The sequence below is a fragment of the Massilia sp. UYP32 genome, from assembly GCF_050434365.1.
GTDB classification, from domain to species: Bacteria; Pseudomonadota; Gammaproteobacteria; order Burkholderiales; family Burkholderiaceae_D; genus Telluria; species Telluria timonae.
This window is the reverse complement of record NZ_JBNDIK010000011.1, coordinates 129,400-141,392: the sequence shown is the minus strand read 5'-3', so window position 1 is coordinate 141,392 and position 11,993 is coordinate 129,400. Positions and strand designations below refer to the sequence as shown.

At 67.2% G+C, this 11,993-nt stretch carries 13 protein-coding genes; 6 read left to right on the top strand and 7 right to left on the bottom strand.

Annotated features, from left to right (window positions below; translation table 11 throughout):
- Positions 1–4 precede the first annotated feature (4 nt).
- Together ABIB42_RS10780 and ABIB42_RS10775 are read right to left on the bottom strand one after the other, a co-directional pair.
- Positions 5–1,021, bottom strand: coding sequence for a BMP family lipoprotein (locus tag ABIB42_RS10780; protein WP_071360257.1), 1,017 nt, complete (start codon positions 1,019–1,021; stop codon positions 5–7).
- A 365-nt stretch (positions 1,022–1,386) separates the two neighbouring features.
- Positions 1,387–2,325, bottom strand: a complete 939-nt coding sequence (locus ABIB42_RS10775; protein WP_005668341.1) for an alpha/beta hydrolase — start codon at positions 2,323–2,325, stop codon at positions 1,387–1,389.
- Between the two features lie 190 nt (positions 2,326–2,515).
- On the opposite strand from ABIB42_RS10775, the gene ABIB42_RS10770 reads away from it, so the two are divergent.
- From ABIB42_RS10770 to ABIB42_RS10750, 5 genes are all read left to right on the top strand, one after another.
- Entirely contained in the window at positions 2,516–2,818 is a 303-nt protein-coding gene (locus tag ABIB42_RS10770) for a YciI-like protein (protein WP_005668343.1), read from the top strand.
- A gap of 79 nt (positions 2,819–2,897) precedes the next feature.
- Positions 2,898–3,614 carry a DUF969 domain-containing protein gene (locus tag ABIB42_RS10765; protein ID WP_005668345.1) on the top strand — a complete coding sequence of 239 codons (717 nt, stop codon included), beginning with the start codon at positions 2,898–2,900 and terminating at the stop codon, positions 3,612–3,614.
- Positions 3,611–4,567 carry a DUF979 domain-containing protein gene (locus ABIB42_RS10760; RefSeq protein WP_005668346.1) on the top strand — a complete coding sequence of 319 codons (957 nt, stop codon included), beginning with the start codon at positions 3,611–3,613 and terminating at the stop codon, positions 4,565–4,567. Before ABIB42_RS10765 ends, ABIB42_RS10760 begins: the two co-directional genes overlap by 4 nt.
- Before the next feature lie 7 nt (positions 4,568–4,574).
- The gene (gene pcp / locus ABIB42_RS10755; protein ID WP_005668348.1) at positions 4,575–5,240 is read left to right on the top strand and encodes a pyroglutamyl-peptidase I; all 666 of its coding nucleotides are present in this window, start codon (positions 4,575–4,577) and stop codon (positions 5,238–5,240) included.
- A gap of 22 nt (positions 5,241–5,262) precedes the next feature.
- Positions 5,263–5,499, top strand: coding sequence for a hypothetical protein (locus ABIB42_RS10750; RefSeq protein ID WP_005668350.1), 237 nt, complete (start codon positions 5,263–5,265; stop codon positions 5,497–5,499).
- 489 nt (positions 5,500–5,988) lie between these two features.
- Here ABIB42_RS10750 and ABIB42_RS10745 read toward each other — a convergent pair whose 3' ends face one another.
- Positions 5,989–6,417 carry a DUF2141 domain-containing protein gene (locus tag ABIB42_RS10745; protein WP_005668352.1) on the bottom strand — a complete coding sequence of 143 codons (429 nt, stop codon included), beginning with the start codon at positions 6,415–6,417 and terminating at the stop codon, positions 5,989–5,991.
- 135 nt (positions 6,418–6,552) lie between these two features.
- Between ABIB42_RS10745 and ABIB42_RS10740 the strand changes: the two genes are divergently transcribed.
- Positions 6,553–7,089: a sterol desaturase family protein gene (locus ABIB42_RS10740; protein ID WP_005668353.1), complete on the top strand. Its 537-nt coding sequence runs from the start codon at positions 6,553–6,555 to the stop codon at positions 7,087–7,089.
- Here the strand turns inward: ABIB42_RS10740 and crtB are convergent.
- From crtB to ABIB42_RS10720, 4 genes are read right to left on the bottom strand one after another with little or no spacing between them, the layout of a single operon-like run.
- Entirely contained in the window at positions 6,983–7,978 is a 996-nt protein-coding gene (crtB, locus tag ABIB42_RS10735; protein ID WP_005668355.1) for a 15-cis-phytoene synthase CrtB, read from the bottom strand. The two genes, ABIB42_RS10740 and crtB, sit on opposite strands and share 107 nt — an antisense overlap.
- Positions 7,975–9,501, bottom strand: coding sequence for a phytoene desaturase (locus ABIB42_RS10730; protein WP_005668357.1), 1,527 nt, complete (start codon positions 9,499–9,501; stop codon positions 7,975–7,977). The genes crtB and ABIB42_RS10730 overlap by 4 nt, the downstream gene beginning before the upstream one ends.
- Positions 9,498–10,682 (bottom strand): lycopene beta-cyclase CrtY, encoded by a 1,185-nt coding sequence (gene crtY, locus ABIB42_RS10725; RefSeq protein ID WP_429248309.1) that lies wholly within the window; start codon positions 10,680–10,682, stop codon positions 9,498–9,500. The genes ABIB42_RS10730 and crtY overlap by 4 nt, the downstream gene beginning before the upstream one ends.
- Positions 10,675–11,985, bottom strand: a complete 1,311-nt coding sequence (locus ABIB42_RS10720; protein WP_429248308.1) for a glycosyltransferase — start codon at positions 11,983–11,985, stop codon at positions 10,675–10,677. Before ABIB42_RS10720 ends, crtY begins: the two co-directional genes overlap by 8 nt.
- Positions 11,986–11,993 lie beyond the last annotated feature (8 nt).

Below are 11,993 nucleotides of genomic sequence, written 5' to 3'. Positions count from 1 at the left end.
AAGATCAGACCGGGCAGCTGCTGCCTGCGCGGTAATCGATGACCTTGATCTTGCCGTTGATGATGTCGGTGCGCACGGCGTTGACGCGCTTTTCGATCTCGGGCGTGACTACCTTGCGGTTGTCCTTGTCCAGCACCCAGTCCACGCCGCCTTCCTTCAGGCCCTTGTAGTGCACGCCAGCCTTCCAGCTGCCGTTCTTGACGGCCATGAAGGAGTCGTACACGGCCACGTCGACGCGCTTGACCATCGAGGTCAGCATGGTGCCCGGATGCATGTAGTTCTGGTTCGAGTCGACGCCGATCGCCAGCTTGCCGCGTTCCTTGGCGGCCTGCAGCGTGCCCATGCCGCTGCCGCCGGCCACCGCGAACACGACGTCGACGCCGCGCGCGAACTGCGCGCGCGCCAGCTCGCCGCCCTTGGCCGGGTCGTTCCAGGCGGCGGCGGTGGTGCCGACCATGTTCTGGACGATCTCGATCTTCGGCGCCTGGGCCTTGGCGCCCTGGCCGTAGCCGCAGGCGAAGGCGCGGATCAGCGGGATGTCCATGCCGCCCACGAAGCCGAGCTTCTTGGACTTGGAGGCCATGGCGGCGGCCACGCCGACCAGGTAGGAGCCTTCCTGTTCCTTGAACATCACCGATTCGATGTTCGGGCCTTGCGCGACGCTGTCGATCAGCACGAAGCGCACGTTCGGGAATTCACGGGCGACCTTCTGGACGGCCTGGGTTTGCGAGAAACCGATGGCGGCGATCATGTCGACCTTCTTGCGCGCCAGGCCGCGCATGACCTGCTCGGCCTGGGTATCGCTATTGGCCTGGACTTCGAACACCTTGACGCCGGTCTCCTTCGAGAAGCGCTGCAGGCCTTCGAAGGCCGACTGGTTGAACGATTTGTCGAATTTGCCGCCCGCATCGTAGACCATGCCGAGCTTCGGCTGCGCGATCGGACCTGCTGCCGGCGCGGCCAATGCACTGCCTGCGACGCACAGCGCCGCGATGGTCATGCTGAGTTGCTTAAATTTCATCAATGGGCTCCTGGAATAGCGATATTGTACCCGCGGCATGGTGGCCGATGGTAAGGGCTGCGCAATTGCGACCTCGAGCGACATGGCGGGGACGGCACTTCGCGCTGTGCGATTGTGTCAGTCCGGCGATCCGCAGGAAGTTACGGTTTGTATCTGGCGACTATTTTCTCAGCAGAAGGGCATACGTGTAGCACGGCCACAACAGGCTGGGAGGGTCGATCTGGCTGAAGTGAGCAAATCATGAGCAAACTCACGCCATTTCAGCGCAAGCTGTCAAATATGCATCAACCTGCAAGTTGATGACAAATACGATTTTACTTGCCAATTTATTCGTTGGAAATATAACTGCTGACAACTTTCAGCAATTATTTTGTCGCGAGGACGAAATCGGCGGGCGTCGGCACCGCCTCGGCGGGTGGTTCGGCGGTGGCGACCGCGTCGGCAACGGCCGCCGCGGCGGCCGGCGTCACCGGCTGGCTGAACTGGCGCGTGAGAAAGCCCGCGATCATGTCCTGGGTCGATGCCAGGTAGGGGATGTTCATGTGGTCGGAGTCGGGCACGATGTCGTCCGCCACCAGCTGGCCCAGCTTGGCCACCAGCAGGTCGGTATGCGTGTGCGGCACCACGTCGTCGCTGGCTGCGCGCAGCACATAGGTCGGCGCCTTGAGCGAGGGCGCGTACTTGATCGACTCGAAGCGGTGCTGCAGCATGTACTCGATCGGCATCACGCGGAAGCGTCGCTTGGCGATCGCCAGGATCGAATCGTAGGGCGTGATCAGGACCACGGAATGGGCGGGCCGCTCCTTGGCGACCTGCACCGCGACGCCCGAACCCAGGCTGCGGCCGACCACGGCGATGCGGTGCGGATCGACCTGGCCGCGCGTGGCGAGCCAGTCGTACAGCAGGCAGCCGTCTTCGATCATGTGGATCTCGGCCGGCACGCCCTGCGATTCGCCATAACCGCGGTAGTTCATCGCCAGCACGGTCATGTTGGGGAACAGCTTGCCCGCATCGCGCACGACCCAGGACACTTCTTCGGAACGGCCGCCGAAATACAGCACCGCCGGGCGCGGACCGGGAATGGTCGGGGTCATCAGCCAGCCCGAGAGGCGGGTGCCGTCGTTGGCGCGCAAGACCACGGGACGGGTGCGGTGGCCGCTGCTGCGCGGGCTTTTCACCTCGCGCTCGAGCGTCGGATTGAAGACCAGGCGGCGCTGGTTGGCGGCGACGGCCGCCGTCAGCCCCAGCCACAGCATGCTGGCAAAGCCCGTGATCCCCGCCGCCATTTTCTTCGACATATCCATGACTGACAGTCTACGCCAGCCGCTGAGTTTTGTTTTGTGTGATGCCTCTCACTGTCGGGCGGGCCATGCGAAACGGGTCAAGAAGTTGTTTTAAACCAACATCGAGCGCTGCCGTCGTGCTGGTGCCGCCATCGGGCGATTGCGGTTACGATGTGCATTCACATTCATCCAATGCCATCCTGGAGACGCCGTGCATTACCTGCTCACCTATGACCTCGCCCCCGACTACCTCGAACGCCGCGGCGAATTTCGCGACGAACACCTGAAGCTGGCCTGGGAAGCGCAGGAACGCGGTGAACTGGTGCTGGCCGGCGCGCTGGCCGAACCGGCCGATCACGCGGTGCTGGTCTTCGATTGCGAGACGGCCGAACCGGTCCAGCTGTTCGCGGCGCGCGACCCCTACGTCACCCATGGCCTGGTGCGCGCCTTCCACGTGCGCCAGTGGAATACGGTGGTCGGTGACCTGGCGGGCAATCCCGTACGGCCTGCCTGAATCGCCGCCTGAGTTCTTGCCGAATTAACACACAAGATCGGGTAACATCCTCGGCTTGTCGAACATTGCCGGGGAATCCATGCAATCTGCTGTCAATCTGTGGCCACTGCTCGGCGTGGTCGTCGTCGTCGCCGGCTTTTTGCTGCGCGCCAATCCGGTGCTGGTCGCCGTCGCCGCCTGCGGCGTGACGGGCGTCGCGGCCGCCATGCCCGTCATGGCCCTGCTCGAGTCGCTCGGCGCCGCCTTCGTCAAGACGCGCAACCTGCCGTTGATCCTGTTGCTGCCGCTGGCCGCGATCGGTCTGCTGGAGCGCTTCGGCCTGCGCGAACAGGCGCAATCGGTGATCGCGAAGGTGCGCTCTGCCACCGCCGGCCGCCTGTTGATCGTCTACCTGTTCGCGCGCGAGAGCACCGCCGCGATGGGGCTGACCAGCCTGGGCGGCCATCCGACGATGGTGCGGCCACTGGTCGCGCCGATGGCCGAGGCGGCCGCGGAAGCGCAGCACGGCAGCCTGCCCGCACGCGTGCGCCATCGCATCCGCGCCATGTCGGCCGCCACCGACAATATCGGCCTGTTCTTCGGCGAAGACATCTTCGTCGCCTTCGGCGCCATCGTCCTGATGCACACGATCCTGCAGGCCGAGGGCATCGAGGTCAATCCGCTGCACATCGCGCTGTGGGGCATCCCGACCGCGATCACCGCCTTCGTGATCCATGCCTGGAACCTGCGCCGGCTCGATGCCGAGATCAGGCGCGAGGTCGGGCGTGACGTGTCGGCGGCGAAGGAGGCGGCATGACCCTCACCATCGACCATTTCTACATCCTGGTCGGCCTCCTGCTCGCCAGTGTCGCCATCATGAACCTGGTGGACCGCAGCAATCCGCGCCGCCATACCACCGCGTTGTTCTGGGGCCTGTATGCCCTGCTGTACCTGGCCGGCGAGCGCATGCCGCCGGCGGCGGTCGGCGCCCTGATGATAGGCATGGCGCTGCTGGCCGGCTTTGGCGGCGTCAAGGCCGGCGCGCCGAAGGCGCTGGAGCCGGAGGCGCGCCGCGCCAGCGCCGCGCGGCTCGGCAACCGCATCTTCATCCCGGCCTTGCTGCTGCCGCTGGTGACCGTGATCGGCGCCACCGTGCTCAAGGACGTTCACATTGGCGGCCTGCCCATGCTCGACCCGGCCCACCTGACCCTGGTCAGCATGGGCTGCGGCGCGGTCGTGGCCCTGGCTGCCGCCTGCTGGCTGACGCGCGCGACGCCGCTGCAGGGCGTGCGCGAGGCGCGGCGCCTGGTCGACGCCATGAGCTGGGCGGTGGTGCTGCCGCACATCCTGGCGGTGCTGGGGCTGCTGTTCTCGGAAGCCGGCGTCGGCAAGGCGGTGGCGCACCTGACGACCACCTATATCGGCATGGATTCGGCATTCGTCGCGGTGGCGGTGTACTGTATCGGCATGGCGCTGTTCACCATCGTGATGGGCAACGGCTTCGCCGCCTTCCCGGTGATGGCGGGCGGCGTCGGCATTCCGGTGCTGATCGGCGTGTATGGCGCCAATCCGGCCGTGATGGCGGCGATCGGCATGTTCAGCGCCTATTGCGGCACCCTGATGACGCCGATGGCGGCCAACTTCAATATCGTGCCGGCGGCGCTGCTCGACCTGCCCGACAAGAACGCGGTGATCCGCGCCCAGATACCGAGCGCGCTGCCGATCCTGATAGCGAATATCTTCCTGCTGTATTTTTTGATGAACCTGTGAGGCCACGATGATCAAGACCGTACTGCTTACCGGCTTCGAGCCGTTCAATGGCGCCAGCATCAACCCGGCCTGGGAAGCGGTGCGCGCGCTCGAAGGCTGGGAAGGCGAGGTGGGGGAACATCGCTTCCGGGTCGAGGTGCGCCAGTTGCCCTGCGTGTTCGGGCAGGCGATCGAAGACCTGGTGGCGATGGTCGACGAGCTGCATCCGGATGTCGCGATCGCCGTCGGCCAGGCCGGCGGACGGCCCGACATCTCGGTCGAGCGCGTGGCGATCAACGTCGACGATGCGGCGATCCTCGACAACGGCGGCCAGCAGCCGGTGGATGCGGCGATCGCGGCCGACGGTCCCGCCGCCTATTTCTCGACCTTGCCGATCAAGGCCATCGTGCGCGCGCTGCGCGAGAAGGGGTTGGTGGCCGGCGTGTCGCAGACCGCCGGCACCTTCGTGTGCAACCATGTGTTCTATGGATTGATGCACCATGCGGCGCGCCAGCCGCAGCCAATGAAGGCCGGTTTCATCCACGTGCCTTTCCTGCCGGAGCAGGCCGCGGCGCGGTCGGATGCGCCGCCGTCGATGGCGCTGGACGACATCATCGCCGGCATCAAGCTGGCGGTGGAGGTGACCGTGAGCATCGAGGCCGACGTGCGCGAAACGGGCGGCGCCACGCACTGAACTTCCCTACTGGCCGGCCCTCATGCTCAAGTCGCTCGCACTGACCGCTCTCACCGTATTGACGGCCTGGCTGCTCATTCCGGTCTTCGTCCTGCCGCCGCTGGCGTTCTACTATGGCTACCAGGGCTACCGGCGGCGTCACGATGGCCGGACGCGCACGAGTATGGGCGCGAAGATACTATCATCGATCCCGATGCTGCTTGCGGCGGCGGTCTTCTGCTTCGGGGTGTTCCTGATCACGACCGAGTATCGAGCCTGAGCGTGGCGGTCTGCCCTTGCCGAGAGTACGAGAAGTCTGACAAGCGAACAGTCTTTGCGCTGGCACTATTGTCGAGCACTTAGTGAATAAAATCATCTCACTACGTGTGCAAGCGAGAAACGATGCCGGACCAAATATTCATTACATCAAGAAAGCAGAGGGAAGGCAGCTACTGTGGACAAAGCAGCGCCCATAGCGGCCAGCGCAAGCACGTGCGCAGCAAGACCTGCATCGGTCACCCTCCGGGCACGGGAAGCGCCGAGCTGGAAATCGCGTGCCGAAGAATCCGTCGCACACAGAGCGGGTCAGGCGCCGCGTCCGGTTGCGGATGACATCCAGTCTGGAATCACGCTACCGGCGGCCACGGAAGAATCGTTCAGCAATCCGGAAAGTCGCCGCAACATCCGTGCCTCGACAGCGAGCAGCCGAATGTGGCCGTCCAGCTCAGCATGGCGGCTTGCGACGCCGCCGCTGCGGGACTGAAGCCGATCAACGCAATTTGATATAGCTGACCGCCTTCTCGTCACGCAGCACGAAGGCTGCATCCTCGAAGCTCGGCGGCCCGAAGCGCCCGCGCGCATCGCGGCTGAAGGCATAGCGCTCCTTCGGGATGCCCAGCGCATTGCGATCGAGCTTGCCGTTGTCGTTCTCGTCCTGGAACGACAGCACGGCCCAGGTGCCGGGCGGCAGGTCGTCGACGGTGACCACGGTCTCGCCCACGCGCGCCGCGGCCGACGCCGCATACGGGCAATCCTTCAGGAAGGTCGCCTTGTCGCAGATCGCGACCCGCACCGTGCCCTTGGCAGTGGTGACGCCCTGGACCCTGACCTCGATCGCCGCGGCCGAAGCAAGACCGGCGGCGCCCACGCCTGACGCCAGCAGGAGGGAAAGACCCAGGGTGCGAAAGATCGACTGCATGAAAACTCCATAAGGTTAAGTGTGAATCGTGTTTGACCGTGTTTGACCGGTCTGCGGCAGCGCCGCGCAACCGTGCGCGCGGGCCGCCATGATAGGCTGTTGATATCCCGTCAACCCGCTCCGGCAGCCCTCATTATGCTTTCCAACGCGCTCATCGTCCTGGCCACCATCGCGTTCATGGAAGTGTTTTCCATCGTCGCGCACAAGTACGTGATGCACGGCTTCGGGTGGGGCTGGCACCGCTCGCACCACGAGCCGCGCACCGGCTGGTTCGAAAAGAACGACCTGTACGCCGTGGTGTTCGCCGGGGTCGCCATCGCCCTGATCTGGTTCGGCACGCGCGGCTACCACCCCCTCGAATGGATCGGCGCCGGCATGACCGCCTACGGCGCCTTGTACTTCATCGCCCACGACGGCCTGGTGCACCAGCGCTGGCCATTCCGCTACGTCCCCCGGAGCGGCTACCTCAAGCGCCTGTACCAGGCCCACCGCATGCACCATGCGGTGGAAGGTAAAGAGGGCGCCGTGTCCTTCGGCTTCCTGTACGCGCCGCCGGTCGCCCGGCTTAAACGTCAGCTGCAGGCGCGGCAGGGCCAGGTGCGCCGCCCGCGCGCCCAGGACGCAGCCACAGATCGCGCCGCCGCGGCGCCCTCGCTGCCCGAGCAGGGCTGAGGCGCGAGGCCAGCGCCTGGGCGCCGCCCAGGGCCAGCAGGCGCAGCTTGGCCGCCTTCGAGGTGCCCACCCGTTCGTCCCAGGCGTGCGCGCCGCGCCGCTTGACTTCGATCCCGATCTGCCGATAGACATTGCGCGCGGTGGCGATCGCCCAGGCCGAACGCAGGGGCAGGGCGGCGATGCCGAGCGTGGCGGACGCGTAATACGGCTCGGCATGGTCGACCAGGCGCGCGGCGACGGTCGCCAGCGCCGCGCGATGGCGCGGCAGGGCCACGTGGTCGGGCTGTATGCCGGCCTCCAGCAGCCATTCGGACGGCACGTAGCAGCGCCCGATCTTCGCATCGTCGATGATGTCGCGCGCGATGTTCGTCAGCTGGAAGGCCAGCCCCAGGTCGCAGGCGCGGTCCAGTACCAGCTCGTCGCGGGCGCCCATGATCGAGGCCATCATCAGGCCCACCACGCCGGCCACGTGGTAGCAGTAGCGCATGGTGTCGTCGATGGTGCGGTAGCGCGCCTCGTTGACGTCCATCGCGAAGCCGGCCAGGTGGTCGAAGGCATAGCGCGGCGCGATCGCGTGGCCCAGCGCCACTTCCTGGAAGGCGGCGAAGGCCGGGGTGCGCATCGGTTCGCCCGAATAGGCGCGCCGGGTGTCGTCGTACAGGCGGTCGAGCTCGAAATTGGCGCCATAGGCGCTCGGCGCGGCGGCGGCGAAGCCCAGTTCCTGGCCGTCGACCACGTCGTCGCAATGGCGGCACCAGGCGTACAGCATCAGCACGCTGCGCCGGGTGGCGGGCGGGAACAGCCTGGCGGCCGCCGCGAAGCTCTTGGACCCGACCGCGATGGTCTGGGTCGCGTGTTCCATCAGCTTGGTGCCGGCGTAGGCGCTCATGAGTGCACCCCGGCATGCACGCCTTCCAGCATCAGGCCGGCGGTCGCCTTGGCCGAGCCGATCACGCCCGGCACGCCGGCGCCGGGATGGGTGCCGGCGCCGACCAGGTACAGGTTGGGCAGCTCGGCGTCGCGGTTGTGCGGGCGGAACCAGGCGCTTTGCGTGAGGATCGGCTCCAGCGAGAAGGCCGAACCCAGGTGGGCGTTGAGTTGGTCGCGGAAATCGTGCGGCGTGAAGATGCGGCTCGTCACCAGCTGGCTGCGCAGGCCCGGCATGTAGCGCCGCTCGAGATAGTCGAAGATACGGTCGCGGTAGCGCGGGCCTTCGGTCTCCCAGTCGATCGGCGCGTTGCCCAGGTGCGGCACCGGCGCCAGCACGTAGTGGCTGCCGCAGCCGGGCGGCGCGAGCGAGGGATCGGTGACGCAGGGCGCGTGCAGGTAGAGCGAGAAGTCGTCGGCCAGTTGCTGGCCGTGGAAGATGTCCTTGATCAGCTCGCGGTAGCGCGGGCCGAAGCACACCGTGTGGTGCTGCAGCTGCTCATGGTGTTTGTCCAGGCCGAAGTACAGCACGAACAGCGAATTGCTGAAGCGTTTCTTCTTGAGCGCCTCGCCGTGGCTGCTGCCGCGGCCATGGTTCTTCAGCAGGTCGGCATAAGTGTGCACCACGTCGGCGTTCGACGCCACGGCGTCGGCCATGAACCAGCGGCCGTCTTCCAGCCGCACGCCGCTGGCGAGATTGCCGGCGGTCTCGATGCGCGCCACCGATGCGTTCAGTTCCAGCTTGCCGCCCATGTCCTCGAACAGCCGCACCAGGCCTTTCACGAGCGCGCCGGTGCCGCCGCGCGGGAACCACACGCCCCAGCGTCGTTCGAGCGCATGAATAAGGGTGTAGATCGACGAGGTGGCGAACGGGTTGCCGCCCACCAGCAGCGAATGGAAGGAAAACGCCTGGCGCAGCTGCTCGTCCTTCACGAAGCGCGACACCATGCCGTACACGCTCTTCCACGCCTCCAGCCGCGCCAGCTGCGGGCCGGCCTGGATCATGTCGCGGAAAGAGAGAAACGGCACCGCGCCCAGCTTCAGGTAACCCTCGTCGAACACCGCCTTCGAATACGCCAAAAAGCGCCGGTAGCCGGCGACGTCTTGCGGGTTGCGCGCATGGATCTGGCGGTCCAGCGCCTCCTGGTCGTTGGCGTAGTCGAAGTGGCTGCCGTCTTCCCAGCACAGGCGGTAGAAGGGCGTGACCGGCAGCATCTCGACGTAGTCGCCCATCCGCTTGCCGCACAGGGTGAACAGTTCTTCGATCGCCGACGGATCGGTGATGACGGTCGGGCCGGCGTCGAACACGAAGCCCTGGTCCTCGTAGACGTAGGCGCGGCCGCCCGGCTTGTCGCGCTGTTCGAGCAGGGTCGTTTGCATGCCGGCGGCCTGCAGGCGGATGGCCAGCGCCAGGCCGCCGAATCCGGCGCCGATCACGACGGCGCGCTTTGGCTCGAGTCTCGGCTTGAAATTCATCTGGTTCATTCTGCGGTCCTGATCTGATAGGGGTGGGTCTTGCGCACGGCGTGAAAGGCTTCCATGACGGGCACCGGTGGTTTGCCGGTCAGCAGGCGTGCCTTGTCGCCCAGGGTCGGATGGCCGGCATAGAAGCGGGCGATCAAGGGCGCGGGCAGGCCATAGAAACGCTGCATCACGCGCCAGCGGTGATCCGGGCTGCCGGCCAAAAACAGCATGCGGTTGAGCATGCGGAAGAAGCGCTGTTCGTCCCAGGCGTGCCGCGCCAGCGTGCGGATGGCGGCGAACAGCGTCGGGGCCGACAGGTCCGGCAGCGCGGCAATGCGCTCGGCCAGCCGCACTGCGTGCGGCAGCGAGTAGCCGGTGGTCGGGTGGAACAGGCCGGCGCGCAGGCCGACGCTGGGCTGGCCGTGAAGCTCGTCCCAGAAGCGGTCGAAGTCGCCGGCCAGCACGATCGGCAGCGAACCCTGTTCTTCGCGCAGCATGTCGCGCACGCGCCAGCCGCGCGCCCCCACATAGGCGGCGATGTTGGCGCGCAGCCGCTCCGGGTCCCAGGCGGCGCTGTCGACGTAGTGCGTGTCCTCGACCAGCACCCGGTCGGGCCCGAAAGGCAGCAGGTAGACGAAGCGGTAGCCGCCTTGCTGGGCCACGCTGGCGTCCATGATCACCGGCGCCGTCAAGCCATGGGCGGCGTCGAGCCGCAGTTCCTGGCCGAGGAAGGTCTGGTAGCCGAGCGCGAGATGGCTGCTGGGGCGCATGCCGCGGCCGTCGATGACGGCGCGCGCGTGCAGGGTTTCGCCATCGGCCAGCCGCACCGTGGTCGGCGTCACCTCGTCGATCCAGACGCCGGTGCGCAGCGCCGCGCCAAGTGCCGGTGCGACGACCTGGGCCAGGTCGTGCGAGGCGATGCTGGCATAGCCCCCCGCCAGTGTGCGGGCCAGATCGGGAAACACCACGTCGTAGCGCGGCCAGCGGTGGGTGACCAGCGGCGCGATCCAGCGCAGTTGCGCGGCATCGAGATCGCTGTCGTGGAACGACCAGGTATGGTTGCCGCCCAGGCGCTTGCCCTGTTCGAGCAGCAGGATGCGCAGTTCGGGGCGCGCGCTGCGCAGGCGCCACGCGGTCAAGCTGTTGGCCAGGCCGCCGCCGGCCAGGATCAGGTCGTAGTCGGGCTTGCCGCGTTCATCCATGGCTGGCCAGGCCTCGGGTCGCGGGTTGCAGGCCGAGCGCGGCCTCGATGACGTCGGCCGCGCGCGGCGCGCCGCCGGCCTGGCGGATCTGGTCGGCCAGCGGTTCCATGCGTTGCCGGAAGCCTGGCTCGTCGAGCAGGCGGCGCAGTTTGCGCGACAGTTCGGCCACCGTCGCGAAGCGCGGCGAGGCGCGCAGGCCGACGCCGGCGTATTCCACGCGGGCGGCGGCGCCCGGATGGTCGAAGGCGATCGGCAGCGCCAGGATCGGCGTGCGGGTGGCGACGGCTTCCATCACGGTGTTGGCGCCGGCATGCGAGATGACGGCGTCGGCGCGCGCCAGCACGGCCAGCTGGGGCACGAAAGCGTGGACGCGGGTGTCGCCGATGCGTTCGAGCGCGCTTACCTGCCCGTCATCCAGGCCGCCGCAGTGGGCGACCAGCAGTTGCGCGTCCTGGCGCGCGCAGGCTTGCGCGATGCGCTTGAACAGGCCGAAGCGCTGGCTGACCAGGGTGCCGAGCGAGGCATAGACGAAGGGGCGCGTGCTCGATGCGGACGGCAGCAGCGCCGCCAGTTCGGCCGGCGTCTGGGCCGATACCGCGGCCCCGCTGTGCAGCGGGCCGACGTGATGAAAATGCGGCGGCAGCGCGCGCCGTGGAAAATCGAAGCCCGGCACGACCTGGCCGACCTGGGCCAGCGGCGACAGGCAGTCGTGCAGTTTTCCGCGTGGACCCAATCCGAGTTGCCGGGCTGCGGCGGAGATGGCGCGCTCGTGCGGCCGCATCATCCAGTCGTAGACCATGGTGCTGCCTTCGACGATCTTGAAGGCGCGCTCGCTGTCTTCATACATGAAGGGCATGACGGGCAGCGGAATGCCCGGCTCGCGGTTGACCGGCAAGGCGCAGGCGACCGAGACGAAGGGCATGCCGATGCCCTCGGCCACCAGGCCGCCGGCCGCCTCCATCTGGTCGGCAATGAGAAAGTCCACCTGCAGCCGGCGCAGCGCGTCCGGCAGTTCGCGGCACAGCATCGTGGTGCTGGCCGCCATGTCGAGGATCACGCGGCGCAGGCCCAGCGGCGAGCCGGGATTGGCCACCCGCGCCAGCATCGCCGGCAGCGAGCCGGCCGGGTGGGTGTCGAGACCGACGGCATGGAAGCCGATGCGTTCGTCCTTCACGTAGGCGGCGGCATCCGGCCGGTGCACGAAGGTGACGCGGTGCCCGCGCGCGAGCAGTTCGCGCGCGAGCACCGTCAGCGTATTGAAGTGGCTGTAGAGCGCCGGGGCCACCACCGCGAAATGCGCCATGCGGACCG

Bases quoted from the DNA above. Each gene is read 5' to 3' on its own strand.
- ABIB42_RS10780 (WP_071360257.1), bottom strand. From the start codon at position 1,021: ATGAAATTTAAGCAACTCAGCATGACCATCGCGGCGCTGTGCGTCGCA.
- ABIB42_RS10775 (WP_005668341.1), bottom strand. From the start codon at position 2,325: ATGGATATGTCGAAGAAAATGGCGGCGGGGATCACGGGCTTTGCCAGC.
- ABIB42_RS10765 (WP_005668345.1), top strand. From the start codon at position 2,898: ATGCAATCTGCTGTCAATCTGTGGCCACTGCTCGGCGTGGTCGTCGTC.
- ABIB42_RS10760 (WP_005668346.1), top strand. From the start codon at position 3,611: ATGACCCTCACCATCGACCATTTCTACATCCTGGTCGGCCTCCTGCTC.
- pcp (WP_005668348.1), top strand. From the start codon at position 4,575: ATGATCAAGACCGTACTGCTTACCGGCTTCGAGCCGTTCAATGGCGCC.
- ABIB42_RS10750 (WP_005668350.1), top strand. From the start codon at position 5,263: ATGCTCAAGTCGCTCGCACTGACCGCTCTCACCGTATTGACGGCCTGG.
- ABIB42_RS10745 (WP_005668352.1), bottom strand. From the start codon at position 6,417: ATGCAGTCGATCTTTCGCACCCTGGGTCTTTCCCTCCTGCTGGCGTCA.
- ABIB42_RS10740 (WP_005668353.1), top strand. From the start codon at position 6,553: ATGCTTTCCAACGCGCTCATCGTCCTGGCCACCATCGCGTTCATGGAA.
- crtB (WP_005668355.1), bottom strand. From the start codon at position 7,978: ATGAGCGCCTACGCCGGCACCAAGCTGATGGAACACGCGACCCAGACC.
- ABIB42_RS10730 (WP_005668357.1), bottom strand. From the start codon at position 9,501: ATGAACCAGATGAATTTCAAGCCGAGACTCGAGCCAAAGCGCGCCGTC.
- crtY (WP_429248309.1), bottom strand. From the start codon at position 10,682: ATGGATGAACGCGGCAAGCCCGACTACGACCTGATCCTGGCCGGCGGC.
- ABIB42_RS10720 (WP_429248308.1), bottom strand. From the start codon at position 11,985: ATGGCGCATTTCGCGGTGGTGGCCCCGGCGCTCTACAGCCACTTCAAT.